Source organism: Methylomicrobium lacus LW14 (genome assembly GCF_000527095.1).
In the GTDB taxonomy this organism is placed as follows: domain Bacteria; phylum Pseudomonadota; class Gammaproteobacteria; order Methylococcales; family Methylomonadaceae; genus Methylomicrobium; species Methylomicrobium lacus.
This window is the reverse complement of record NZ_AZUN01000001.1, coordinates 1834479-1859974: the sequence shown is the minus strand read 5'-3', so window position 1 is coordinate 1859974 and position 25496 is coordinate 1834479. Positions and strand designations below refer to the sequence as shown.

25 protein-coding genes and 1 CRISPR repeat array are annotated in these 25496 nt (G+C 55.9%); of the genes, 7 read left to right on the top strand and 18 right to left on the bottom strand.

Annotation, left to right across the window (positions count from 1 at the left end; all coding sequences use genetic code 11):
• Window positions 1–3: 3 nt before the first annotated feature.
• Together METLA_RS0108415 and METLA_RS0108410 are read right to left on the bottom strand one after the other, a co-directional pair.
• Window positions 4–513, bottom strand: coding sequence for a DUF3280 domain-containing protein (locus tag METLA_RS0108415; RefSeq protein ID WP_024298125.1), 510 nt, complete (start codon window positions 511–513; stop codon window positions 4–6).
• A gap of 30 nt (window positions 514–543) precedes the next feature.
• The gene (locus METLA_RS0108410) at window positions 544–978 is read right to left on the bottom strand and encodes a hypothetical protein (protein ID WP_024298124.1); all 435 of its coding nucleotides are present in this window, start codon (window positions 976–978) and stop codon (window positions 544–546) included.
• 225 nt (window positions 979–1203) lie between these two features.
• Here METLA_RS0108410 and METLA_RS0108405 point away from each other — a divergent pair, with 225 nt between their 5' ends.
• On the top strand, window positions 1204–2565 hold the full coding sequence (locus METLA_RS0108405) for a sensor histidine kinase (RefSeq protein ID WP_024298123.1): 1362 nt from the start codon (window positions 1204–1206) through the stop codon (window positions 2563–2565).
• Window positions 2566–2567: 2 nt separating this feature from the next.
• A complete protein-coding gene (locus METLA_RS0108400; RefSeq protein WP_029646537.1) occupies window positions 2568–3236 on the top strand; it encodes a response regulator in 669 nt (222 codons plus the stop codon).
• 11 nt (window positions 3237–3247) lie between these two features.
• Here the strand turns inward: METLA_RS0108400 and METLA_RS0108395 are convergent, their stop codons facing one another.
• The gene (locus METLA_RS0108395) at window positions 3248–3688 is read right to left on the bottom strand and encodes a hypothetical protein (RefSeq protein WP_029646536.1); all 441 of its coding nucleotides are present in this window, start codon (window positions 3686–3688) and stop codon (window positions 3248–3250) included.
• A 215-nt stretch (window positions 3689–3903) separates the two neighbouring features.
• Between METLA_RS0108395 and METLA_RS0108390 the strand changes: the two genes are divergently transcribed.
• The 4 genes from METLA_RS0108390 to METLA_RS0108375 all read left to right on the top strand — a co-directional run bounded on the left by METLA_RS0108390 (window position 3904) and on the right by METLA_RS0108375 (window position 9107).
• Entirely contained in the window at window positions 3904–4911 is a 1008-nt protein-coding gene (locus METLA_RS0108390; protein ID WP_024298120.1) for an AraC-like ligand-binding domain-containing protein, read from the top strand.
• A 303-nt stretch (window positions 4912–5214) separates the two neighbouring features.
• On the top strand, window positions 5215–7626 hold the full coding sequence (locus tag METLA_RS0108385; RefSeq protein ID WP_245598764.1) for an EAL domain-containing protein: 2412 nt from the start codon (window positions 5215–5217) through the stop codon (window positions 7624–7626).
• Between the two features lie 247 nt (window positions 7627–7873).
• Window positions 7874–8455, top strand: coding sequence for an HdeD family acid-resistance protein (locus tag METLA_RS0108380; protein WP_024298118.1), 582 nt, complete (start codon window positions 7874–7876; stop codon window positions 8453–8455).
• Window positions 8456–8459: 4 nt separating this feature from the next.
• Window positions 8460–9107 carry a class I SAM-dependent methyltransferase gene (locus METLA_RS0108375; protein ID WP_024298117.1) on the top strand — a complete coding sequence of 216 codons (648 nt, stop codon included), beginning with the start codon at window positions 8460–8462 and terminating at the stop codon, window positions 9105–9107.
• Between the two features lie 5 nt (window positions 9108–9112).
• Here the strand turns inward: METLA_RS0108375 and METLA_RS0108370 are convergent, their stop codons facing one another.
• From METLA_RS0108370 to METLA_RS0108355, 4 genes are read right to left on the bottom strand one after another with little or no spacing between them, the layout of a single operon-like run.
• Window positions 9113–9985, bottom strand: coding sequence for a hypothetical protein (locus METLA_RS0108370; protein ID WP_024298116.1), 873 nt, complete (start codon window positions 9983–9985; stop codon window positions 9113–9115).
• Window positions 9982–12777 (bottom strand): coiled-coil domain-containing protein, encoded by a 2796-nt coding sequence (locus tag METLA_RS0108365; RefSeq protein WP_084480104.1) that lies wholly within the window; start codon window positions 12775–12777, stop codon window positions 9982–9984. Before METLA_RS0108365 ends, METLA_RS0108370 begins: the two co-directional genes overlap by 4 nt.
• Window positions 12774–13349 carry a condensin complex protein MksE gene (locus METLA_RS0108360; protein WP_024298114.1) on the bottom strand — a complete coding sequence of 192 codons (576 nt, stop codon included), beginning with the start codon at window positions 13347–13349 and terminating at the stop codon, window positions 12774–12776. Before METLA_RS0108360 ends, METLA_RS0108365 begins: the two co-directional genes overlap by 4 nt.
• The gene (locus tag METLA_RS0108355) at window positions 13330–14589 is read right to left on the bottom strand and encodes a hypothetical protein (protein WP_024298113.1); all 1260 of its coding nucleotides are present in this window, start codon (window positions 14587–14589) and stop codon (window positions 13330–13332) included. The genes METLA_RS0108360 and METLA_RS0108355 overlap by 20 nt, the downstream gene beginning before the upstream one ends.
• Before the next feature lie 434 nt (window positions 14590–15023).
• On the opposite strand from METLA_RS0108355, the gene METLA_RS0108350 reads away from it, so the two are divergent.
• The gene (locus METLA_RS0108350; protein WP_024298112.1) at window positions 15024–15884 is read left to right on the top strand and encodes a shikimate dehydrogenase family protein; all 861 of its coding nucleotides are present in this window, start codon (window positions 15024–15026) and stop codon (window positions 15882–15884) included.
• A 102-nt stretch (window positions 15885–15986) separates the two neighbouring features.
• Here the strand turns inward: METLA_RS0108350 and METLA_RS0108345 are convergent, their stop codons facing one another.
• The 11 genes from METLA_RS0108345 to METLA_RS0108295 all read right to left on the bottom strand — a co-directional run bounded on the left by METLA_RS0108345 (window position 15987) and on the right by METLA_RS0108295 (window position 25486).
• Complete coding sequence (locus tag METLA_RS0108345) at window positions 15987–16433, bottom strand: YaiI/YqxD family protein (RefSeq protein ID WP_024298111.1); 447 nt, start codon at window positions 16431–16433, stop codon at window positions 15987–15989.
• Window positions 16434–16517: 84 nt separating this feature from the next.
• A complete protein-coding gene (locus METLA_RS0108340) occupies window positions 16518–18170 on the bottom strand; it encodes an alpha-keto acid decarboxylase family protein (protein WP_024298110.1) in 1653 nt (550 codons plus the stop codon).
• Window positions 18171–18188: 18 nt separating this feature from the next.
• Window positions 18189–18536: a cupin domain-containing protein gene (locus tag METLA_RS0108335; RefSeq protein WP_024298109.1), complete on the bottom strand. Its 348-nt coding sequence runs from the start codon at window positions 18534–18536 to the stop codon at window positions 18189–18191.
• A gap of 316 nt (window positions 18537–18852) precedes the next feature.
• Window positions 18853–19161, bottom strand: a complete 309-nt coding sequence (gene cas2, locus METLA_RS0108330; RefSeq protein WP_024298108.1) for a CRISPR-associated endonuclease Cas2 — start codon at window positions 19159–19161, stop codon at window positions 18853–18855.
• Window positions 19161–19907 (bottom strand): CRISPR-associated endonuclease Cas1, encoded by a 747-nt coding sequence (locus METLA_RS0108325; protein ID WP_024298107.1) that lies wholly within the window; start codon window positions 19905–19907, stop codon window positions 19161–19163. The genes cas2 (METLA_RS0108330) and METLA_RS0108325 overlap by 1 nt, the downstream gene beginning before the upstream one ends.
• The gene (gene cas1, locus METLA_RS0108320; RefSeq protein WP_024298106.1) at window positions 19904–20860 is read right to left on the bottom strand and encodes a CRISPR-associated endonuclease Cas1; all 957 of its coding nucleotides are present in this window, start codon (window positions 20858–20860) and stop codon (window positions 19904–19906) included. Before cas1 ends, METLA_RS0108325 begins: the two co-directional genes overlap by 4 nt.
• 132 nt (window positions 20861–20992) lie before the next feature.
• Window positions 20993–21277: a CRISPR-associated endonuclease Cas2 gene (gene cas2, locus METLA_RS0108315; RefSeq protein WP_024298105.1), complete on the bottom strand. Its 285-nt coding sequence runs from the start codon at window positions 21275–21277 to the stop codon at window positions 20993–20995.
• 127 nt (window positions 21278–21404) lie between these two features.
• A CRISPR array of direct repeats spans window positions 21405–22708; the repeat unit is 37 nt; unit sequence GTCTTAATCCCTTCTTTATAAGGTCAGTGTTTTAAAT.
• Window positions 22709–22791: 83 nt separating this feature from the next.
• Window positions 22792–23931 (bottom strand): Card1-like endonuclease domain-containing protein, encoded by a 1140-nt coding sequence (locus METLA_RS0108310; protein ID WP_024298104.1) that lies wholly within the window; start codon window positions 23929–23931, stop codon window positions 22792–22794.
• The gene (locus METLA_RS21400) at window positions 23928–24545 is read right to left on the bottom strand and encodes a hypothetical protein (protein ID WP_024298103.1); all 618 of its coding nucleotides are present in this window, start codon (window positions 24543–24545) and stop codon (window positions 23928–23930) included. The genes METLA_RS0108310 and METLA_RS21400 overlap by 4 nt, the downstream gene beginning before the upstream one ends.
• Window positions 24542–24838, bottom strand: coding sequence for a CRISPR-associated protein Csx16 (gene csx16, locus METLA_RS0108300; protein WP_024298102.1), 297 nt, complete (start codon window positions 24836–24838; stop codon window positions 24542–24544). The genes METLA_RS21400 and csx16 overlap by 4 nt, the downstream gene beginning before the upstream one ends.
• 114 nt (window positions 24839–24952) lie before the next feature.
• A complete protein-coding gene (locus METLA_RS0108295) occupies window positions 24953–25486 on the bottom strand; it encodes an REP-associated tyrosine transposase (RefSeq protein ID WP_245598763.1) in 534 nt (177 codons plus the stop codon).
• Between the last annotated feature and the right edge of the window lie 10 nt (window positions 25487–25496).

Here is a 25496-nt window from a genome sequence, read left to right as displayed (position 1 = left end):
AATCTATAGACGGGGTTTGTTGATCGATGCCTGAATCTTATCGGCAAGCGATTTGATGCCCCGCTGGGTGACTTTTTCGTGATTGCCTTTCAGCTCAATCGCATAGCTTGCGGCCAGCGCTTGGCTCTTCACATCAATCAAATTCGTCAGCAGATAGGAAAACAAGAAGCTGGGTTTGCTATGTTGGCCGACAAGCACCCAGTCGGCACCATGCCGCTCGCCCAGTTTGGCGGCGAGTTCATCGAAGCGGAACAAATAGCCAAAGCCCGAATTGGCGGCGGCTTGGTCTGCGGCGGGAATCCGAATGATTTCATAATCACCCGTCTTGCCGAGCGCCTGTTCCAGCAACGGCCGCATGGATGCGGTGCGCCGTTGCTCCTCGGGCGTATTGGGCAGGGAGGTAATATCGTTCAATTCAAAGCTCAGGATTGCGATGCGCGGTGCGGCTTGCCCTGTATGGCTGGCCAGCAACAGGATGGATAGGAGGATTCGCGTTAACGTCGGACGGTTCATGGTATTTTCCTCAAAGGTGTGGGGCAAAGATTACCGCGTCTGGGCTGCGTACAAGTCGATGAAGTCCTGCATGCCCAGCGTCGCAATCACGTTCAAGTTATCATCCAGAATCTCGTAGAACACGCCATCGTTGCCGCGTATGCTAAAAAAGACGATCGCGTCTTCATCGCCGCCGCCTTCCCGATGCGGCTCGTCGCTGGGCAGGCTGGAGGTGTAACGGCCGACCGGCCTGATTTCCTTGAGCCTGCCGTCGGCTTCATACAGGCGATGCTCGCCCTGGATCACGAAGGTTTTGTTCAGGACCTTGTGCCGGTGCAATACGATCTGCCGGTTTGCGGCAAACTTGAAAACCACGTCAACGATCTTGTTCTGCCGGTCGATGTCGAGAATCGAATAATGCAAATGCTCGATATTGCCCAAGGTTTGCCATGGGATATTCGCGTTGTCAAAAAGGTGGTGGGACATGGGTTTTCCTAGTCGTTGTTAGGGGCTGGGGATTGAGTCTTTTCAATTGCACCGAGTCAATAATCGACTCCAGGCAAGCCGCAGTTTATGGCATGAGGGCTCAGCGGTAAGCCGAGATTTGCCCGCAAAGCACGGGCAATTTGCCCGTGTTTGCATAAGTCGCTTTGCAGAGCGCCTGGCGTCACTTAGAATGCAGCTAACGCTGGATAATTAGCCAGGCTGACCATGAATCTACAAGTCCATTTACTGTCCCGTATCGTCGTTGTCGCCCTGACGTGCCTGTTGGCCACCTCCGCCTATGTGCTGTATCGCAGCGACCTGCAATCCCGACAGAAGACAGGGATCACTACAGAGTCGCTGGGCAAGCAACTGGAATTTCAGCTTTTGCGCATCGATGCCGGCTTCGGTCAAGCCCGACAGTTTCCGGATTTCACGCTATGGAAGCAGACATCCAGCGTGCCTGGAGTGTGTGTCCGCTTCGTTCCGGCAGACGGTGCGGCTCCCTACAGCCTATGTAACGGCGCAAAGCCGTCCGAGCACAGATGGCCGGCGGTTTTCGAGACGGTTTACAGTCGGCTTTTCAGTCCCGGTTTGGAAATAAGCCGGCCGATCGCATTGAATCAGCGGGTTTATGGTGCGCTGACGGTTACACCCAGCGCCGAGATGGACATCGCGCAGGCCTGGGACAATATCCGCAGCCTGTTGGGGCTGTCTGCGGTTACCGTGTTGGCGGTTTGCGCACTGGTTTACCTGAGCATCGAGCGGGCTTTGCGGCCGGCCGGCATCATTGTCGCCGGCCTTGAAACGATGGGAAAAGGCAATTTGGCTTACCGCCTGCCGCCGTTCGAGCTGCTCGAATGGCAGCAAACCGCCGCCGCGATCAATCGACTTACGGCCAGTCAGCAGCAACTCCTTGAAGAACGCCAAAAACTCGCGGTGAAGCTGATCAATTTGCAGGAAGAAGAGCGCCGCTATCTGGCGCGGGAACTGCACGACGAGTTCGGACAATGCCTCGCGGCCATCAGCGCGGTCGCCGCCTCCATTGCCCAGACCGCAGAACAACAGGGCTCGGCCTTGGTGGAGGAGGCCGATCAGATTGCCCGCATCAGCCAACGCATGATGAGCAATGTGCGCGGGCTGCTCGGCCGTCTGCGTCCCGCCGAGATCGATGAATTGGGGCTGGCCGCCAGTCTGAACAGCCTGGTGGCAGGGTGGAATACGCATAGCGGAAGCCAGACCCGTTACCAACTGCACATCGTCGGCAATTGTGCTGCGTTGCCGGAGCCGCAGGCGGTCACGCTGTTCCGTATCGCCCAGGAATGCCTGACCAATATCACCAAACATGCGGCGGCTGCCCATGCGGAGGTGACGCTGACAGTCAACGCAGGCAGGGTGATTCTGACTATCCAGGATGACGGCATCGCCGATGCGCTGCCCTTCGTCGAAGGTCCGGGCATCGGCCTGCTCGGCATCAGGGAGCGCGTCGAAGCGTTGCAGGGCCACTTGGCGCTGGCCATCGTCCGGCCGCACGGTTTACGGGTCGAGGTCGGGCTGCCTATAGACGCACTTGCCGTGGCTCAGACATGACGATGATCAGTATTTTGCTGGTTGACGATCACGCCATCGTCCGCGAAGGCTACCGGGCGCTGCTGGCAAAGCAACCCGGCTTACGGGTAGTTGCGGAAGCGGCTGACGCTGTCCAGGCCTATGAGCGCTTTAAGGAATGCAGCCCCGATGTCGTGATCACGGATCTTTCCCTGCCCGGAAGCAGCGGCCTGGATCTGATCAGCCGCATCAAACAACGCTGTGTGGAGGCGAAGATCCTGGTGTTCAGCATGCACCAGAACCCCAGTTTTGCGGTGCAGGCAAGCCGCGCCGGCGCCTTGGGCTACGTCACCAAAAGCAGCGCGCCGGAGGTATTGCTGCGCGCGATTGGCGAAGTCCATGCCGGCCGTCACACCCTGAGCGCCGACATCGCCCAGGCGCTGGCGCTGGAAAAACTGGGCGGCGACCGCATGGCCCTGGAGACGCTGACGGTGCGGGAATTCGAGATTCTGCGCCTGCTGGTCGAAGCGAGATCGATCGATGACATTGCGCAAACCCTGAACATCAGTCCGAAAACGGTTTGCAATAGCCATTATTTGATCAAGCGCAAGCTCGGTGTGACCAGCGACATAGAGCTCACGCGTCTGGCGATCCGGTTGAATGTGATCAATCTTTTGGAATTGTCGGGTTCGGGACCGACCGCAAGCGAATAGGCCCGTTTGCGTCAAGACCCTAAGCGCAGGAAAAAGCCGGATAACAGCACAGAAAAGCCGCCGATTTCTGCGGCTGCCAGGAGATTCAGGATAAAATAATCTTTGGCTTTGTCGGCAGAATCCCGCAAGCTGTTGCTGCTTTGAGTGCTCAGGCCAAGCCGGATATAGTGGCCGGTGGCGATGCCAAAAAAGAGCAGGGGAAAGATCACGGCGATGGTATTCACGCGATCGGAAAATGCGCTGGTTGCGGCAAAAACGGCAAGCAATTGGGCAGAGAATGCGTACATCAGCGCGGCGCGATGGGCGGTGTTGACATAGTGCGGTGCTTCGGCCTGCGGGTGCCCGCGCATGCATAAATATTTCCATAAACCCGTCAGCAGGCCCGCCATGAAAAAAATGCCGGCGGCGGTCAGTGCAATTCGCGGTGCGGTGTGGATCAGTAAGGCTTCCATCGTGTTGTCCTTGAGTTTGTTGATGTTATGCCGAGCGCTAAAGGCTTTACGGCGGATCAGTTTTTATTATCAAGATTTTTAGTGTTTGGCGCTGGTGTGAAACGGAAGCAAAACTTGACTGAAACGGCGGTTTTGGCGGTTACATCGCTGGTGTTACGCACAATTCGAAACATTCGTTTTGATCAACAACCCTTTTCTTAAGCGAGGTCTGGGCCGTGACTATAACCCCATTGTCCCCGAAACTGGCGGTTAACGCCGACCGAGTCAGTCTCAAGCTCTCGACGAACGCCATTCCGCCGCGTGACCGATACGACTGGTTGCGTGAGGTGATATGCAGGGAATACGCCCATGTCGACATCACCTCGCCCCCGAAGGCCGAGCTGTCTCAAGACCTGAGTATTTATCCCTGGGGGAGTCTGCAATTGTCGACCATTCAATCCAGTGCGATCGCGTTAGAGCGCTTGCCGAGGGAGCCGCATTTGAACAGCCAGGACGCCTACTTCGCGGTGATGCTGGTTTCCGGTGACTACCGCTTGGAGCAAAATGGACGCGAAGTGTTACTCCAGCCCGGCGATATGACCCTCTATGACGCGACCCGGCCCCATCGCATACAGTGTCCCGGCGCATTTACCAAGCTGATTCTTTCCATCCCGCGGACCGTGCTCAGGGATAGAATTGCCGGGATAGATGCTTGTACGGCATTACGTCTTCCGGGAGACAAGGGCGTCGGCTTTATTGCGGCAAATTTCCTGCGCGCTTCGGCCGCTCAAGCCGACGAATTGCAAGCCCACGAACTCTCCCACCTCTCCGAGCAAGCGCTGGACTTGCTGACTTTGGCGGTCACCTCGGTGCGTCCGGCTCGCTTTAACCTGTCCAGAAGCCGGGCGGTGTCGCTTAACGCGATCAAGACTTTTATTGAGCAAAATCTGCGGGACCTTGATCTCGATACCGGCCGGATTAGCGGCTACGCAGGCTTGTCGGCGCGCTATATCAACGACCTGTTTGAACAGGAAGGGACTTCGCTGATGCGCTATGTCTGGCAGCGCAGGCTGGAGCATTGCCGGAAGGAACTGCTGAATCCGGTTTATGCCGGCCACCGACTCTCCGATATTGCGTTTCGTTGGGGATTTAACGATGCGGCGCATTTTAGCCGTGCATTCAAACAGCAGTTCGGCTGTTCTCCGCGCGAATTTAGACGCGTCGAAGTTCAGCAGCAAGAATAGAGAGGCAAGTCTGAGCTATTTTATCGGCGGCCGAATCGGCCAGATCGATCGCATAGACCCGTTTTCGCCACTGCCGATAAGCCGCTTCGGTTCTGCGCTATCCATTTTGATAATGTGTATCACGAGGAACTCATTTTTAAAGCTAGTGCGGCATAAGCAGCCAAATTGGACTATTTTTAAAGTAATAAAACCAATTGCAACAACTAGGGTGTTAGAGTGGCTTTTATATGCTGCGCGATGCTTTGTTGCTGTTAGGTAAAACGCCACCGTCTTCACAACGTTTGATTCTATTGGAGAGCAGGATTGAGCTTTTGGAATTCCCAAGTTTTGGGTTATGACTTCCTGATTTATGGCGTGGTTTTTTTCATGCTGTTCATCATCGTCTTTATGCTGCCAAAGTATAATACGACGTGGAATTTCGCGGCGCATCTGTCGCTGCTGGCATCCTTTAGCATTGTGCACGGGATGGCGGAATTTTTCGAAATGCAGCGACTGAAGAACCCGGCCGAGTGGTTGACCTGGTCTAGCTGCATCTTGATGTTAACGTCCTATGTGCCACTGCTGGAGTTTACCCGGCGCACTTGGAACGAGATGTTTCGCTTGTTTCAATTATCTGAGCCCTGGATGTTTGCTGCCGCGAGCCTCGCGTTGGCTGGGGTAGCACTGAGTTCGTCGGCTTCCGTGGACGAGTTGCTGGACGTTTTGCGTTTATTTGTTGTCGCCTTTGCTACTTTATTATCGGGTATTGCGCTGTTCGCCACCGTACACACGATGACAAAGCGAGATAGGACAGGACCCAAAGCGGGCTGGCTGCTGATTGTCGGACTGGTATTCATCTGCTACGGCTCGTCTTCCTTTATGCTGTTTCAGCCGGGTCCGAGTCCGTCAACGCCATTTCTAACGTTTTCATTGTTTGACCCTTCCGTGCAGTCGTTGCGTACCGTGTACGCCGTGTTGGCGTCCTTGGGACTGGTTTCGCTCGTGCTTTTGGCGGGTGAAAACTGCCAAATAGACGCGATCGCCTTCGAATGGTCACAGAAAGCGCTAGTCATCACCGATGCCAATAATGTGATTTTGCGCATCAATAATGCCTTCACCGAATCCACCGGCTTCACGCCGAAGGATATTGTTGGTCACGACATCGCCTTACTCAAATCCGGGCGCCATGAGGACGCCTTTTATCAGGAGATTCAGGAGAGCGTCGACCGCAGCGGAAACTGGCAAGGGGAAATCTGGGAGCGGCGCAAGGATGGGGAAATTTATTTGTCGTGGTTATTCATTACGGCGGTGAAGAATTTCACCGGCGCGATCGTTTATTACGTCGGCATGCGTATTGACATCACCGAACGCAAGGCGATGGAGGAAGAGATAAAACGCCTGGCGTTCTATGATCCGCTCACCAAACTTCCGAACCGTCTGCTGCTCAGGGACAGGCTGAAGCACTGCATTGAAATAGAACGACGCGCCGGACAGAACCGTCTGGCCTTGCTGATGTTGGATCTGGACCGGTTCAAGGCAGTCAACGACAGACTGGGGCATAAGGCAGGGGATGAATTATTGCAGCAAGTCGCCGAAAGAATCACCAATCGCTTGCGCAATGTCGACATGGTTGCCCGTTTGGGGGGGGATGAATTCATCATCATGCTGGAAAACATCGTCAATCCGCAAGACGCTTCCCGGGTTGCCGAAGACATCATTAGAGAGTTAAGCAAACCCTTTACCTTGAGCGAAAACCACGATGTCTGGATTGGCGCCAGCATCGGCATCAGCCTTTATCAACAACACGGCGACAGCCTTGAAATCCTGATGGACCATGCCGATAAGGCTTTGTATCAAGCCAAAGACCGAGGACGTGGCTGTTTTGCCTATTTTTCCGAAGACCTGACGATTGCCGCGCGCGAGCGTATCGAGCTGGAAGCCCGTTTGCGCCGGGCGATTCAACAACAGGAACTGTGCGTCTACTATCAACCCCAAGTCGATATTGCCAGCGGCCTCATTGTCGGCGCCGAGGCATTGGTGCGCTGGCTAGATCCAAGCGAAGGCCTGATTCCTCCTGCCCGCTTCATCCCCATTGCCGAAGAAACCAGTCTGATCGAAGAGATTGGTGAATGGGTGCTGCGGGAAACGTGTAACCAGGGCCAGTATTGGCTGGCGACCGGATTACCGCCAATAACCCTGGCGGTCAATATTTCGCCATACCAATTAAAGCGTTGCGATATTAACGCCTTGGCGGCTACGGTACTGGCCGAAAGCGGCTTTCCGGCTCAGCTACTGGAATTGGAAATAACCGAAAGCGGCATCATGGAGAATCAGGATAACGTGATGGAGCTTCTCGACAGCCTTCGCAGTCAGGGCATTCGGCTGGCCATTGACGATTTCGGCACCGGCTATTCATCTCTGGCCTATCTGAAAAGTTTCCCTCTGAATGTGTTGAAAATCGACAAACGGTTTATCGATGATATTCCCTATAGCAAGGACGGCATGGAAATCGCCGCCACCATCATTGCGATGGGCCATACCTTGGGCTTAAAAGTCCTGGCGGAGGGCGTAGAAACGCCGGAACAACTGGCATTCTTGCGGGAACGTCATTGCGATACCTATCAGGGCTATATCAAAAGTCGCCCTTTACCCGCCAAAGAGTTTGCCAATCTCATGCATAGTCAATTGGATTACATGATCAATAAAGGCTATCCGCTTTCCAGCTATCAGCACTAGCTCATCGAGAAAGCATCCCCTGTGGGAGCGCTTTTAAAGCGCGACCTGAGGGCAGCCCTGAAAACACGGTCTTGAGTCGCGGTTGCAAACCGCTCCCACCTCGCTCCGGTTTGAGCAGAACTCCGCAATTTACGGTCATAGGAAAGGGGCGGGCATCGGCGGATGCGGCTTTCGTCGCGAAGGGCAAGCGAGCGTCGAATCCCGTCCCAGGATTTCTGATCAATTGCCAGTCATTTCAGGGGGAAGCATGCACAAACAAGAAAATATCGATAGCGACATTCAACGCCTGCAGCAAGAAATGCTGAGTTATTTTCAGACGCATTGGAAATTGTTTTTGCTGGAAGGCCTCTTTTTTATCCTGCTGGGACTTAGCGCCGTGCTGATTCCCCAGTTCTTTACCGTGGCCATCGTGATTTTTTTGGGTTGGATCATCCTGTTCGGCGGCGCCGTTCACATCGGCCGAGCCCTGGTATTTTCCGCGATGCCCGGATTTGCCGCCTGGCTTTTCATGGGGGTTTTGCAGGTCGTGGTGGGTTATCTGTTCATTGCGCAACCCGCCGCCGGTGTATTGACGTTGACTGTGTTGATGGCGCTGTTTTTTGCTTTTGAAGGCATTGCCAAAATTTCTTTGGCCTTCATGATGCGTCCCTTGGCCAACTGGGGCTTGATGCTGTTCAGCGGGATTACTGCTCTGGTTTTTGCGCTGATCATCTCGATCAGTTGGGCTGAAACCTCGCAGTGGCTGCTGGGTTTGCTTTTGGGCATCAATATGATTTTTCTGGGATGGTCGCTGGTTCAAATCAGCCTGCATCACAAAGAAATTCAATAATTTTATGAAACCGCAAACGCGCTTCATCCCCGCCATGCATTTTCGCTGGCTGACACCCTACTTCGATGTGCTAACCAACTGGACGCTCCCGGACAGGGAACTGAAGGAACGGTTGATCGAGCAGGCAGGGATACAGCCGCAGCATAGCGTCTTGGATCTGTGCTGCGGCACCGCCACGCTCGCCTTGATCATCAAACAAAGGCATGAAGAGGCCGAGGTGATCGGCCTGGATATCGATCCGGAAATTCTGCAATTCGCCCGGCGCAAAGTGCAGGATGCAGGCGTCACAATCGCTTTACATGAAGCCACGGCCACCCGGCTGCCTTATCCCGATTGCACTTTCGATCGGGTGTTGTGCAGTTTTGCGATGCATCATTTGACCCATGCCGATAAACGCCGCGCGGCGGCCGAGGTTTTTCGCGTGTTGCGCCCCGGCGGCGAATGGCATGTTCTCGATTTCGGCAAACCGCATACCGTTTATTGTTTATCGGTTTCGTACGTGCTGCGCTGGACCGAAGAACTGATGGAGAATATACAGGGCTTGCTGCCGCGGATATTCCAGGACGCGGGATTTATCGATGTGGAAGAGCCGTCCCGCCGCGCGACGCTGGCCGGCACCGTGTCCACGTACAGGGCACGTAAGCCGTCATAACCCGTTCACAGCCAAACCGCTTCCTGTTCCAGCGCCTTGCCGTGATGTTGGGACAACGAGGCCAGTTGTTTGAAATCGTCGGTTAACGCCTGCATCGCATCCAGTTTTGCGATCGCCGCTTCGAATTGTCTGCGGGTTTTTAACCAGACGTCCCGACTGCCGAAGCGGGCGATCTTGTCTTGCCAATCGGACAGCCAGTAAAAATGCAAGCGGGTCGCAGGATGCAAGGCGCCGAGCAGGCGGACGTAGTTCGACAGGCCGATGCCGTCGTAGTCCGGAAATAAAGTCACCTCGGTCGTGCGCACGTCCGCTGCCAGCCATTGCAGGAGCACCTCCGGCAATTGCCCGGCATAGTAAGCCAGACTGCCGTTGAAGCCTTCGGGCAGCCAGTCGCAGCAATCGAACAGGGCCTGATTTTCGACCAATAGCAACGGGCGATTGCTTTTCCAGCCGGCATCGCGGCCGATTTGCAAAGCGGCGCCGCCGAAGCATTCGGTCAGTTCCGCAGGATTCAGTGATTTGCCTGCCTGCTGCCAAACGACCTGCTTGTCCCAGGCTTTGATCAGCAAATAGCAGGACTCGTGCCCCGATTTGCCTTTTTTACTGTCGCGATGCGTGCCGATATTCTTGCCGCGCATAGGGATGATGTCCGGCAATTCGTCTTCAGCCAGCGGCTGCAGCTGTTGGAGATAAGCGGCAAGAGCTTCTCGATTCACGATTCGGTAAAGGGTGCCGTGGCCCTGCTTGCCGATGTCGATTTGCCGGGTGTCGCGTGCGAATTGTTCCAGCCGCTTGCGTTGATGCGGGGTGAAGGCCGATGCGGTCAAGGATTCGCCGCTGTCGAGCAGGCGCTTAAGCGCTTCGGCCAGGGCATTCATTCGAAGCTCTCGTCGAGAGGTTCCAGGATTTGCCAGTTCAGCCGGCTGATGTGGTTCCTGCCGTTGTGGGTGCCGATAGGCACGCAATAGCGTGCAGTGATTTGCGGCTCGGGCGAGGCGAAAATCAGCGCGAAGCCGAATTCGGCGGCCGTTTCGATCAGATTGCGCTGGTTATGCTGATCCAGCGAGGCCGCTTCGTCCAGATAGCAGGCGGTCTTGATCGCCTTGCGCGGGTCCTGCATCTGGTTCAGCATCGCAAGTCCCGTGATCAGCTTGGCCATCAGCACGGTGCCGTTCGAGGCGGCGCTGTCGATGTCCTCGTATTCGGCCGGAGTCTGGCTTTCCTTCGCGATGCTGAACACCAGGCGGAACAGGTGCTCGACGCGCAAGCCGCCGCGCGCTTCGCCTTCCCTGATCAAGGTGTCTTTCGCGTCATTCAGTTCCTTGTCATCAAGCACTGCATTGTGATCGAACAGGTCGAACGAGCTGCCCGACTCGACCTGCTCGGAGGTCGAAATCAGCGTTTGTATGGCTTTGACCAGGGCGTCTTCGTCGCGCGGTTCGATCTTGAAGACCTTCAGGTCGGACAACTGGCGGCGGTTGATTTTCTTGTTGAACTCGTGCATCCGCCGCTTGAAAGTGTCCAGGCTGTTGCGCAAATCGCGCAGAATCGCCGCGACCTGGACCACGGCCGAGCGGGCCTTGCGTTCTATCGCGGCCTGTTCCTGGCCGAGTTCTGCGGTGTAATTGAACAAGGCGTCCAGTTCCTTTTCGGCGGAATCCTGCGTCTGGAATTTGTCGATGCCTTCCCGGTGCAGGGCGGTCAGCCGGCGTTCCAGTTCGTCGTCGATCAGCAGCAGGCGCCTGCAGTCGGCGTTATAGGTTTCCAGACGGTCGGCCAGTTCGCGCATCGCCAGTTCCGCAGCGTCCATGCAGGGAAGGTGGGGCAGATTGGACAAAAATGTAAAGGGCGGCTGCTGGTCCAGGCGCTGTTCGCGCGCGGTGTGGATGCGTTTGTGCTGGCCGTGTAGCAGGATTTGCTCGGACTTGATCGTTTCCTGTTGTTCGGAAAGCTGCTTCTTGCGCTCCTTCAGCGAGGCTTCCTCGGTTTTCAGCGCGTCCAGTTTCTGCTGGTGTGCCGCGAGCGTCCGTTGACGGTCCGGCGCCGTGTCTTTTAACAGGAGCAAATCCTGATAGTCCTTGATCTCCTGGTCTTGGTCCTTGAGCTGCTTTTCCAGCGCCTTTTGCTGCTGCTTTTGTTCGGCCAGCGTTTGCACCGTTTTCAGCAGGCGTTCGAGTTCGGCCGCCTGGCGTACGCAGTCGGCGATTTCGGCGCCCAATTCCTGCGCGGTTTTGAGCGTCAGGTTGGGTTGCAGGGACGACAGGTCCAGCGTGAAGCCCGGCAAATACAGACGGTTTTCCGAAAGCTTGTCTTCCAGTTGCGCGGCAAAGTTTTGCAATGCGTTGGGGGCGGTCAGCGTTGCCGCCTGACCGTCGCCCACCTGCAGGCTCAATACCGGTTTGGCCAACAGACGGGTCAGCGCCTCGAAGCTGTCGGCCGGCAGCCATTGCTGCAATTGCAGGTAAAGGTTGTTGTCGATCGCAGCGAGCTGTTGCTCGAACTCGCGCTTTTCCCGGCCGAGTTTGTCGATCTGGCGTTGCAGGGCCTCAGGGGATGTCTGCTGTTCCGCGTTGCCGATCAGGCGCATCAACTCGTCGCGCTGTGCTTGCAGTAGCCGGCGCCTTTCGAGCAATTGCTCGACATCGCGGACGAACTGAAAACGCAGCGTCAGCGCCTGAAAATGCTGCTCGGCTTTGGCGAGCGCCTTATTTTCGCTTTCGGTTTCGGCCTGTTCCTTATAAATCGCGCGTTGGCGGTTTTCCAGCGCTTCGAGGTCTTTCTCCGCGTTTTCCGCGCGCTGTTTGATGGCGTTCAGCGTGTTCCTGAAATAGGCCTCCCAGTCTTGCAAGCCTTGTTCGATCAACGGCCGCCAAAGCAGCAGCCGTCCGCGCAAGGCCCTGCGCGCCTGTTGCTGCTCCGCCATCGCGGCGATCAGGGTCCGGTTGCGGAAGACCGCGTCGTACTGCGCCTTGTCGTAATTCACGTCGGCGAAGGACTTGTCCCATTCGCTCTTGAAATCGACCTGGCGGTCCTGCAGGTCGTTCTTGAAGATCTCCAGCAGATAGTTTTTGACGTCGCGGCTGTCCAGCCGGTCCAGGCGCAGGGTGCGGGTCAAAATGCGCTGATAGGTGGCGGCCTGCGAGCTGAACTCGAGCGGGAATATCGTCAGTTCGGGTTCGTCCGCGCGCTGCTTCTGCCGGTTGCCGTACAACAGCGCGCGCAGCTCCGCCTGCGGATAAATCCTGGCCGCCTTGCCGCGCTCGAACAGGCGCGCGATCAGTTGCGGCTGGGCGACCAGACGGCCGTCATCGAGCCGGTAATCGCCGAGATCCAGCGCGCCGGGGTAGGCGAAATATTCATAGTCGTGGCTCAGGCCCTTGCCGACGCAGCCGATCACGGCCATGCCGGAAGGCAGCAGCACTTCCAGCAGGATATAGGCGCTGTTGTCCGGAAAATAAAAGCTCCGGGATTTGTCGACCGTATGCGCGCCGAAATCCATGTGGCGCTGGTCGATGATCAACAGAAACTGCAGCGCATTGATCAGGCTGGTCTTGCCGGTATTGTTCGGCGCGATCAGCGACACCGAATCGTCCAGCGGCAATTCGGCGCGGCTGTAACCGGCGCTGTTCAGCAGCACCAGTTTTTGAAATCCATAGTTCAGCAGGCTCAAAGGTTATCCTCCAGTGCGTCGTCTTCCGTGTCGGTGGGCGCCTCTTCGTGCCGCTCCGCCTTCGCGAGTTCCTCGAATAAATCCAGATAGCGGTGCACGGCCGGCAGCAGCCGGTAAGCGCCGTCTTCGGCGAGCAGAAAACCGACGCGGGTGGCGCTGTCGCAAATCTCTTTCAAGGCCAGGGCCGTGCCGATCTCTTCGGCTTCCAGTAGGGCGCGGTAGGTCTGCCAAAGCTTTTCGAGCAATGCGCCGTCGAGCCGCCATTGCTGAAACTGAAACAGATGCGCGCCCTGATCGGCCTGATATTCGAACAGCAGCATCAGCAGCAGGGCCAGCCGCCGCGTCAATTTGCCGGTATAGGAAGACGCCTGGTCGGTGTTGAAATAGGCAAAACCGCGGCTGTCGACGGTCAGTTCATAACCGAGCGCGGCGAACAGCGCCTGGTAGGCATCGCGCTGATTTTCCAGGTCGGCCCACAGTTCGTTGTCTTGTTGATGATTGATATGGCTGCCGGCACTCAGTTTTTTGAACAGATCCTGCAGGCGGCCGAGTTCACTTAATTTGATGTTCATGCGTTTCCATGCGGTGGCTGTGCAGTCGTATCGCGACCCGCTTCAGCGTGATGCGCGTTTCCTCGGGATTCGGCGCCGCGTCGATGTCGGGTAAACGAATCAGTTTATGATAAAGCCGCAGCACAGTCACGTCCTGATAATGCACGTAATGCTCGCCAAGCCAGCTCAGCAAATCGGTCACCGGCAGGGCTTGCTGGAGATGAGCGCGAATGGCGTCCTCGTCGACCCGTTCCATCGGCATGTCCGAGGCTTCCCCGATCGCTTCCGGAAACTCGACCCCCTTGGCCCGATAGCCGCGCGCCTGTTCCATCAGCGTCAGCAGTTCCGGCCCGATCGAGACCAAAAAACCGCGTTCCTTTCGCCACAGCGGCAGCCGATCAGCCGGCAACGCGCGGCGCAGGCCTTTTTTGCGCACCTCGCCGAGCAGGAGGGCGATCGCCGCGCTTAAATGGTTATGACGGCGCATCTCCTCGCGCAGCGGCATCAGGGTGTTCGTGCAGTGCTTCAGGGTTTCGCGCCCTTTGTTGCGCAAATCCTTGACCCGGAATCCGACCTGACGCAGCATCAACTGATGGCTGTACAGCCCGCCCTGAACCGCCAGCTTTTGCGCCAATGCATCGAGGGTGCGGCCGGCCTCTTCCAGCAGCGGATAAAAACTGCCGCCGGCGCCGGTATCCATCAAGTCGGTCATCGGCAGGATATAGCGGTCGAAAGCCTCCAGCACTTCCCGGTAGCGCCGGGCCAGGGGCATGCGTTCGTCGGCCGACTTCGCGCGCTCGGCGATCGCCTGAATCGCATGGCTGTCCTGGTCCAGTTGCTGCAGGATTTGCCGAAGCTGATTATCGATGCGCACCGCGCCGCGTTGCAGCGCCGCCATGTCATGCTCGTCCAGCGCCCGATGCAATTGCTCCAGGCCGTCTTTGATATCGACGATGCGGGCTTTCAAAATATCGGACAAACCCAGCTCATGCTCATGCAGCAGGCTGCCGACGAACTGGCGCACGGTGTCGTTCAGTTGCAGCATGTTGCTGTGCGACATCGGGATTAGCAGTTCGGTGTTGACCATCTGCTGCAAACGCTCCAGGCGCTGCTCGCCGCTTTCGTGGACATAGACTTTTCCGAGCAGCGCAAGCAGCTCGTCGCGTTCATACGCGATCTGCTCTTGCCCCAGAGCAACGATGCGCTCGATGGCTTCCCAGTGTTTATCGAGCGCCCTAATCAGGCTGCGAGGGTTAATCATGGAATCTGGTCAAATAAAAAAATGGAGTTAGGGAGCCAACCGATATAGAGAATCGTGTCAACCTGGACAACGGCTCCTTGTTCAGGCGGCGAAAGCGGGCGTTTGATTCGTAAAAACTCATGCAGATCCGATCAAAACTTTAACCCGTGATTATAACGCATGTTCAATCGGCGTTAGGGCTCGGAGCGAAAACGGAGGAGACGCGCTGTTTTTTTGAAAAGAGGAAGCGATTTTATCGCTCAAGCCGGATGATCCTGCCTTCAACCTGATCAGTCACGGTTTTGTTAGGCAACTTGCCGATCGCTTCCTCGACGGCTTTGCGGAAACTGACGTAGAAAAAAAGAACTTATTCGCCGAAAGTGATTCAAAAAATAACATTGTTTTCAGTTAAGGCATGGTGTCTTCGGGGCCGAAAAAAGATAAGGAGCTCATTGATGTCGAATATTATTTTACCCCCACAAAAACAAATGACCACGATGCTGGGTCATCCTGTTGCGGAAAACCCGATAGATCAGATGTTCGATGAAGTCTATGCCCACTACGGTCTCCGCTGGCAGTTCTGGAAATGCGATGTGACTTCGGAAAACAATATTCCGGCTGCCATTGCAGGTGTAAGAGCCCTAGGTTTTGCAGGCGCCTGTATCACTGTGCCTTACAAGGTCGTTTCCATTCCGCATCTTGATGAAATTGATGCCGATGTAAAAGCCATTGGTGCAGTCAATTACATGTCCATTAAGGACGGTCGTCTTACCGGGCACAACAATGACGGTAAAGGTGTAGTCAAAGCCATACAGAAGGTAACGCCCATTGCGGGCAAGCGGGTCGTCATGCTCGGAGCCGGCGGCGCAGGCAGGGCCATGGCAGTCGAACTGGCATGGGCGGGAGCTTCACACCTGACCCTTATCACACGAAGAGAGTCCCAGGGGACCGAGGTTGCCCAAACCGTGACCCGAGTATCCGGGGTTCCTGCCCACTGGGTGCAATGGAGCGGCGAAGTTTGCGTTCCCGAAGGCACGGATATTCTGATGAATGCGACTCATCTGGGGGCGGCGCCTCAGCTGGAACCCGTGCCCGTTAACTGGGAAACTGTTTCTCAGAGCACAACCGTTGTCGACGTCATTACCAATCCGCGCATTACGCCCTTTCTGAAGGCGGCGCGAGACATGGGCTGCCCGATTGTTAATGGCGTGGAAATGCTGGTGCAGCTAGCGATGCAGATATTTGAAGCATGGACCGGCATCAAACCCGATGAGGCTGTATTTCAGCGAGCCGTGGCGAAGGCCCTTGGAGAATAGCCTGTAACAGGTGGTTTTGCCAAAGACGACAATTAAGAACGCTTAGGGTCTTGTTGTGCGATCGATCGCACTGACTACTGGGGGACAGATTCAGGACGAAAACTAACGGTGCTGTAACAAAAATCTGTCCAACTGGTTCGCAAACGCTTGTATGTCGCGTGCACTCAACGCGGACGGACCGCCGGTATTGATTCCGCTCGAGCGCAACGTATCCATGAAATCGCGCATATTCAAACGCTCCTTGATATTGTCATGGGTGTAACGCTCGCCGCGCGGATTGATGGCATGGCCGCCTTTGCCGATCACTTCATGCGCCAACGGAATATCGCCGGTTATCACCAAATCGCCGGCGTTCATTCTTTTGACGATTTCGTTATCGGCCACATCGAAACCGGAACCAACCTGCAACAGCCTGATATAGCGAGAAGGCGGCGTCTGTACAAATTGATTGGCAACCAGCGTAGTGGTCATGCCCATGCGCTCCGAAGCCCGAAACAAAATCTCCTTAACCGCTTTCGGACAGGCGTCCGCATCAACCCAGATTTGCATAGCCACTCTTAAGAAAAATCACAACATTCGCGCGCATTTTATCCATGCTCGCCCAAGGCCTTCAAACACTACGGAGGCAAGCGCTCAGCTTCCGCCTTTCACCCTGGATTTCAAGTGTTCCGCAAGGCGTTTCATCGCCGAAGAAGCGTCATCGGCCGAGAGATGGACGTTAATGATGCTCGGCATGGTTCGATTGTTCAGGGAATTGATCAGCGCGGCTTCAAAGGCTTCTTCCGTAGCGGCATCGTACCCCTTCAACGGACCGAAAACTTCACCCAGCCGGTCGAAACGCCAACTGCTGATGTCATTGAAAGGACCCTCCAGGATACCCCGTTCGGTGCCGTAGCCGGAATTGTTAAAAACCACCACGATCGGGTTCAGACCCAGGTATGCGTGCGTTGACAGTTCGGTGCCGGTCATTTGAAAAGCGCCGTCACCGACCAGCACCAGCAAACGATGGTCAGGCCGGGCGATTTGCGCGCCCAATGCAGCCGGCACGGCAAAACCCATCGTGGCATAGTAACAGGAGGCGAGGAATTCGCTTTGTTCATGCACCTGTAGATCGATCGCGGCAAAAAGGCAGTCGCCTACGTCACACACCACGATCATCTCCGGGCTCAGCGCCTGATTGAGCCGGCCTATCATGCGGGCCGTCGTTATCGGCCGCTTCGGTTCGGGAAAGGCGCTCGCTTCATACGCTGCCGGCGGCGATGAAAATCCTTCGCTGCGCGTTTTGACCAAACCCACCAAGGCCGTTAAAAAATCGGACAAGGTGACGCGAGGGTAGCGGTGGGAGCTGATCACAACCTCGTTCTGAGCCGCGCGGATCATATGATGGGGATCGAGTTTTGCGGTATAGATGCCGGTATCGATGTCGTTCAACGTCACGCCCAGCATCAGCAGTAAATCGGATTGCTCCACCATGTAGCGCGCATTTTCCGAACTCATCGCGCCTTCGTAAATGCCGAGATAGGCCGGGTGCCGCTCGGCCATCACCGACTTTCCGGATAATGTGGCGACGACCGGTAGGTGCGCGCGCTCGACGAGATTGACCAAAGCGCTCTGAAGTCCGCGCCGGTGCAATTCGACGCCCGCGATGATCATCGGCGAAACCGACTTGGCCATCAGCTCCATGGTTTCCGCGAGCGCTTCCGATAAAGCGGTTTCATCGCTCTCCAACGGCTCCAACGCCTCGTCCGGCATCGGATAGCCTTCCGCCATGACCAGATCGCGGGGGATTTCGATGTAAACCGGCTTGCATAAGCGGCGAGCCGTGGCGATGGCCCGGTCTATCTGGCGAAATGCGATCACCGGATCATTCAGCACTTCGGTTGCGCAGGTAATGCGTTCGAAAATTTCGCGCTGGAACGTGAAAGGGCCGAAGCGATGATGAATCAAGGGATCCTCTCTTTGCTCGCGGATGCCGGGCGCCCCGCTGATGACGATTACCGGCGAAGACTCCGCATAGGCGCCCGCCACCGCATTGACCGTATTCAGCGCCCCGACGCCATAGGTGACTGCCATGGCCCCCAGACCCAGGCAGCGCGCATAAGCGTCCGCCGCAAAGGCGGCAGTGTCTTCCCGCGTAGTGCCGATATGTTGAACGGGGCTGTTGACCATTAGATCGTAAAAGCCGAGGATATAATCTCCCGGAACGCCGAAGATATGCTTGACGCCCGCATCATAGAGACGCTTGAGGAGGTATTGCCCAATCGTATCGAATTTAGCCGTGTTCATAACGCGCTCTCCCATGGTTCAGGATCGAATCATCGTCAGCATCATCTTAAACCGCTGCAAGGCCTTCAGGCTATGCGGCTGCTGCGCGGGTATCAGAATCATTTCGCCGCCCTGCAAGCGATGCTGCCGGCCTGCAATGCGGATGTCCGCCTCGCCTTCGAGCACATGTACGAGCGCATCGAACGGCGCCGTGTGCTCGCTCAAGCCTTCGCCTTCGTCGAAAGCGAAGATCGTCACGTTGCCTGTCGGTTTCTTGATGATTTCCCGGCTGACGACGGCGCCGTCCTGGTAATTCACCAGCTCGGCGGCCTTGGCAATTTCTGCTCCGGGGAGTCCTTTGGGTTTGGCTGCGGTTTCTGATGGCATAACTTGTTTTTCCTATGAAGTTGCACACAATGCGACATTCGTTTATTGGAGAAGTTCGCGGCAAAGGGCGTGCCGCTTCTCTGCAAAACGTATCGTTGGCTGAGCGGAGCCGAAGCCAACAAATAGCTCAGGACGGCGCTTCGCTCAGCCAACGGCTTAACTTATCAGGCGAGGCGACCGCAAAAAGCACGTCCGTGGGAGCGACGCCCTCGTCGCGATTAAAAACAGGCTTCAGTCGCGACGTAGGCGTCGCTCCCACCCTTTTTCGACTATCGATTTTCGCGGTAATGGCTGTGCGGGAGTGCTGAAACGATATTTAGCCCAGCAACTGGTTAACGCCACCCGCAAACAACAGCACATCGTCGGGAAACATCTGCCGGCCCAAGGTTTTGCAATCGACCGTTGCCGGCAGCACATAACAGCGGATATCATCCTCGCGGGGATCGATGATATGCTCGATCGAGGTCAAGAGACGCTCCAGGCGGGTTTGGCTGAATACCGCGGTAAACACCGAATATTGCAGCGGCAGTCCGGCTTTTTTCAATACACGGTGAGTCCGGCTCAGGCGTTTCGGGTCGCTGATGTCGTAACTGATAAGATACAGTTTTTTGCGCTGCTTGGCCATCAACGCATCTCCAGCAGGCATTGATGCCATTTGCTCAACAGGCCGCGCAGCAAATGCCCGGTGCGGCCCCGGCGTTGTTCATAAAATTCGACCAGCGCCTGATGATCGGGCGGGGCAGGGGCGCGGGCATGCCAATCTCGCAGCGCCGGGTAAAAATCCCACCATAAAATCCTGCACCAGTCGTCGGCCAGCGTGATGCGTTCGTCATGCAGGTTTTCACTGCGCGCATCCAGGCCCGCTTCGCCCAAGGCCTGCAACACGGCGGCCAGCAAAAAGCCAGTCAACGGCTCGATGCTTTTGCGCCAGACGCGATCGACCGACGCCTCGAACCAGCGGCGCAAGCTTACGGCATCGGCGTCCTGCCAGTCGCCAAAGCCCAACCGCCGGGCCGCGCTGCGCACCGCCATGCGCTGCATGCCGTTCAGCCAGTCCTGATAGCGCTCCAGAGCGTCGGCATGTTGCCAAAAATCTTCGTATAACTGTTCCAGGGTCTGCCGGTCGCGCACGCAACCAAGCCAGCGCCCCCGCACCTCGCCGTTCTCGTCCATGAACACGACCGCGATGCCGGCCTCCGCGCAGGCATACAGCGCCGGCATTTTCCAGGCGACCAAGCCCTGCACCACGATGCGCGACACTCTGGACAACGGGAATAACAGCCGGCTTTTGCCGGGCGCCGATACCTCCAACGTCGGCTCCTCGTAATCGACTTCGGTGTCCTGCGAGCCGGTGATGTATAACGGCCTCACAGCGGTTTGTCCCAGACGGTTTGCAGATAGGTCTTAGCCAGCTTATGCCCCTGCAAACGCAGCCAGCGCCGGACCGGAACCGCGAAATGCTCGTAACGCGCGAAGAAGCGCCGGCGTCCGTTTTTGTTCAGCACACAGCGGCCTTTGTCCAGCGTGAAATGGCTTTGGTCCAGCTCGCGCTCGCGGAACAATTCCCACACGATTTTATCCAGCCGCGGTCTGACAGGTTCGATCAAGTCGCAAGCCAGCGATTCGCGGCCGAATGCGGGTTCGTGATAAAAACCCAGCAATGGTTCGAGCCCGGTCAGCAGGCAGCCGTTCACCGCCTCGAAATGCAGCAGCGTATAGCCCAGCGACAGGCAGGCATTGACCGGATCGGTCGGCGGCCTCCTGACGCGCTTGCCGAATTCGAGTGACGGCGGATACAGCGTCGAATAAGCCGAAAAGTAAGCCGCCGAAGCGCTGCCTTCATAGCCGCGCAAGGGTTCGATCGCGACCGGCGATGCCGCCAGTTTCCGTAAAATCGTATCCAGCGTTTCGATCGAAGCAAACAACGGCCTGCGCAAATCGGCGCGCGCGGCCATCGCTTCCTGTAGCAACTGCCGCTGATTGTGAATCTTCGCGATCACCAGGCCTTGCGCCATCTCCAGGCGGCTATCCGCATCGAAATAAGCGCGAAGCTGGCCCAGCCGCCGGTTGATGTCGTTATGCGAGGGATTGAACGACATCGCCTTGATTTGGCTGGTGCGGCCCGACAAAAACAGTAGCGCTATCTTGCGCTCGCTCAATACGCCGAAGACCTGGCTCTCTACCTCCACGCCGCCTTTGACGACGACTCTTTCCAGCAAATGCAGCGGCACCGTGCCGCGCCGTTCGCCGTTTTCGTACAAAGCCAGCGCGCCGCCGTCGAGTTTGACGGCCAGGTTTTTCCTATCCAAATACAATGTGTACATAGTGTCTCCTCGTTCAAAACCTATGGTGGTGGGAGCGACGCCCACGTCGCGATTAAAGCCTCGAGTCGCGACGTAGGCGTCGCTCCCACCGGTGCTTTCGTTTACCGTGGCGATGGACACGACATCGATGTCTTAGCCAACGTAATAAAAAGCGCCGTCCTGCGGCGGCAATGCCTTGCCCAGCGTATAAACTTTGCTGCGCGGATCGAGCCTGAGCAGAAAAAAACGGTCTTCGTCGGTGTCGATCACATCGCTGACTTCGGATAGCAAGGCGGCCTTTTCGCTTTTGCTCAAAAAACATTCATAGACCGATTTCTGGCCGCCGGACGCATAGGCGCGAATCACCCGCAGCGTTTTGCGTAGACGCTTGGGGTCCCGGATGTCGTAAGCGGCGATGTAAAGTTGGCGTTTGCTCATGCGTACAGCATACGCATGGAGCCGCCGAATTGCAGGGTTGACAAGCTTGTCAACCCGTTAGGGTGGTTCTTTATAAGGTCAGTGTTTTAAATACAAGGCGCGTCACGCGCCGCCGTTGTAAATCCCTGTCTTAATCCCTTCTTTATAAGGTCAGTGTTTTAAATCTGAACCCTGGCGAATCTGTCGAGTTTGCAGTGTCTTAATCCCTTCTTTATAAGGTCAGTGTTTTAAATTTTACATCATTCGGAGTTATCACCGCCGTCGGTCTTAATCCCTTCTTTATAAGGTCAGTGTTTTAAATGGCACTACCATTGTCGGTACGCCAGACCCGCTTGGTCTTAATCCCTTCTTTATAAGGTCAGTGTTTTAAATTGATATGTCTCATACCCCAAACAACGCCCGTGCGGTCTTAATCCCTTCTTTATAAGGTCAGTGTTTTAAATAAAGATAGCCAATAATTCATTAACCTTATATAAGGTCTTAATCCCTTCTTTATAAGGTCAGTGTTTTAAATACCGACTGATCACAAGTCTGACATGTCAGACTTGGTCTTAATCCCTTCTTTATAAGGTCAGTGTTTTAAATAAGTCGGGGTGTTGGTCCTCGACGCTGAACAGGACGTCTTAATCCCTTCTTTATAAGGTCAGTGTTTTAAATCTTGATGGCAAGGTGCTTGCCATGACTGGCAAGGTCTTAATCCCTTCTTTATAAGGTCAGTGTTTTAAATACGCCAGCAAAGAAGACCTGATCAAAGTAGGTGAGTCTTAATCCCTTCTTTATAAGGTCAGTGTTTTAAATTGGTGTCCCTGCTGGCATTGGCTTTCCAGGAGTGTCTTAATCCCTTCTTTATAAGGTCAGTGTTTTAAATCATTCAAGGTGCAGGGTTCTGGCGATGTAGCAGCGTCTTAATCCCTTCTTTATAAGGTCAGTGTTTTAAATCGGCCTTGTGGCTGAAGCCAATCTTGACGGCAAGTCTTAATCCCTTCTTTATAAGGTCAGTGTTTTAAATAGAACTGCCAGTCGTCATGAAGTCGTTCGGCTTCGTCTTAATCCCTTCTTTATAAGGTCAGTGTTTTAAATGGTGAAAAACATGGCAACTAAAAAAGAAACCCGTCTTAATCCCTTCTTTATAAGGTCAGTGTTTTAAATTGAAGTCAGTGCAATGTCTGCTGCCATGCAATCGTCTTAATCCCTTCTTTATAAGGTCAGTGTTTTAAATACATGCACAAGAGAGTCAACCGAGGGTCGTACCGTCTTAATCCCTTCTTTATAAGGTCAGTGTTTTAAATTGAGCAAGCAAAGCAAGCGGACCTTTTGCTGAACGTCTTAATCCCTTCTTTATAAGGTCAGTGTTTTAAATAGGCGAACGAAAAGAAAACCGAAACGCCAGACGAGTCTTAATCCCTTCTTTATAAGGTCAGTGTTTTAAATAGCTCGGTGTTTTCCTCCTTTTATAATCAATGGGTTGGCAGTGGGGTTGGGGCAATTTTGCACGTTCGAAAAGTTAATTGGTGTCATCTTATCCAGGCCCTCAGTTTTTCTTTCAGGTTTAGCAGGTCGCGATGGCTGCAAACCGCGATGCCGAGATCGCCGGCGCGTTGCAAGTCGTGTTTCTTGGGTTGGGTAAAGCTTATCAGCATCGCGCGGGCTTGCAAACCGCCCAGCAGGTCTTTCAAGGTATCCAGTTTGTAGAGCGTCTGCGCGCCTTCGCTGTGCACGGCATGATTGCCGTTGAAGACCTTGGTCTTGCACTCGATCAGGTAGAGCCGGTTGTCTTTCAGCAAGGCGACGTCGATTTCATTCCTGACCGGCTGGTTTTTATGCAGCCGTTCCACCTCTATACTGCGGCCGATGTCCTGGATGCCGGCCGATTTTTTCAAGTTCAGACACTGGCCGTAAACATGCTGCTCCAGCCAGCCGCCGTTGACGAAAAAGCGCGCGTCTTCGTCCCGAAATGTCAGTCTGTTTTTTTCCAGCGCGAGCAGGCCCGCGCTCTCGAACAGCTCGATCAATTGCAGCAAGTCGTCATTGCGCATTTCGTAATCGTTCAATTCGGTCGCAAGGCTGCGTTCGGCCCTGGCCGCCCTAAAGTTTAACGTGCCCAGGGCTTTTTCATACTGGTCGATGCGGCTGATGATGTCTTCGGTTAACGCGCGGTAGGCCGGGGGAACGCCGAGTTTGCCGCCTTGACCGGTCACGGTCGCGCCGTAGGCCTGGAAGAATTCCGGCAGTTTGATGCGGTCGGCGAGCGCCTGGCTCGGCTGTTGGGGCGGATACATCCAGATGATGCGGTCTTGTTCGGGGTGGACGTAAAAGATCGGGTAGCCGAATTCGCGAAAAATTTCATAGGCGGCGATGCTCATTGGCTTGGTGCCGCCGGTGGCGTTCAGCGCAATGGCCTGTTCCGCCTGGGCGCCGAGCAGGTCGATCACGCGGCTTTGGATGTGTTCGATGTCCCAGGGATCGTCGATCAACCAGCGTTGGGCGTCGATGCCGCGTTTTTCGATCACCGCTTCCAGCCAGTCCGCGCGCGTCTGCATGTCGCGGCTGACCAGCATGATCACCTTGCCGGGCTTGAAGGCGTCGTCCAGCAAGGGGGTGATGTTCGGGACTGCCTGGGCGGAGATCAGGATCAGGTGGACGGGAACTTTCATCCGCGCACTCCGGCTTGCGAGATCGCGATGATGCTGGCCGTGGCCATGTCGAGTTTGCTGTCTTTGTAGGCGGCGGTCACGTAGAGGGTGTCGATCGAGGCTTCTTCGGCGGCCATGAAGGCGCCGAGGCTCATCGGGGTTTTGCCGCCGGTCACATCGACCGCGATGGGATCGATGCCGTCCGCCTGCATCGCGCGCACGATTTCGGCGGTTTTTTGTTTGACTTCGGCCGGGTCGTCGGGGTTGTCGATGTGGCGGCTGATGACGTTTATGCCTATTTGCCGCGCCTGCGCCTTGATCTGTTCGCCTTCGCCCTGGCTGGAGTAGGTCAGCAGCAGGCCGACGGCTTCGGGATGCACCTGGCCGATGACCCAGGCCGGCACGTTGGCGCGGCTGACCGTAAAGATCAGACCTTGCCAGCGGCTCAGTTCGGGACGGCCGCCGATGCTGGGAAAGCGGTTGCGGGTCAGCCACTGGCGGATGTCGTTGCGTTTATAGAGGCCGTACACGAGGCCGCCGATCGAGGTGAGCAGCATCAGATCGCCGAACAGGATGCCGAATTGGTCGAGCGTTTGCCAGGCTTGGTCGCTCCAGCCGAAGAGGTTTGCAGTCATGCCGTTACCCTGGTGATCCGATATTCTTCGAGTTTGGCGCCGAAGCGCTGCATGTCTTCCGCGTCCAGTTCGACGCCGCGCGCATCGAAGGGCAGGTCCAGCGTCAGATGAATGTAGCGGGCGTTCCTGGCGCAGACCGCGCCGGCCAGATTGACCGGCAGGCTGCCGATCACGACATCGCCGGGGGTGATGCGGTCGATGTCCAGGTGATCGAGCTGCCGGTCGACCTGGATGCCCAGGCGCCGGGACCAGTCGATCGCGCCGGGGTGGCGGGAGACGAAGTAGGTGGTCATGTGAGTCAATAATCAAGTTGGGTGGGGTGGGAGCGACGCCTACGTCGCGACTGAAGCCTGTTTTTAATCGCGACGTGGGCGTCGCTCCCACGGCGTTGATTAATGTTGAAGCTCTCAAAGCCATATCGAATCCCAATGCGGATAATCGCCGATTCGGGTGACCAAGCCGGCGCGCAGCGGATTGGCCACGATATAGCGCGCGACTGCCCGTAAATCTTCTTCCTGGCGCAAGGCGTGATCATGATAACCTTCCTGCCAAAGCGGTTTGCCGATTTTTTTGGCGGAAAGCGTTTTGAGGCTTGCGACGACCTGACTGAGCGGGCGGATTTGCCCCAATTGCATCAGCCAGTGCAGGTGATCCGGCATCACGACAAAGGCAAGGGTCTTGGCTTCGGGGTCTGTGTGTAATAGGCAGATCAGTGCCCGTGCCGCATAAAAATCGCTGAACACCGTCACACGATCTTGCGTGGTCGTCGTGATCAGATAGATTTGATTGGGTATGGAACGCCTACCTTTGCGCAGCGATTGGCTATGCGGGTCGGGTTTTGGTTTTTTTAGTCGCGACGTGGGCGTCGCTTCCACAAGTGTGGAGCCGGTGGGAGCGACGCCCACGTCGCGACTAGAGAAAGGATGGTTGCAGGTCGTCACCAGATTTTCC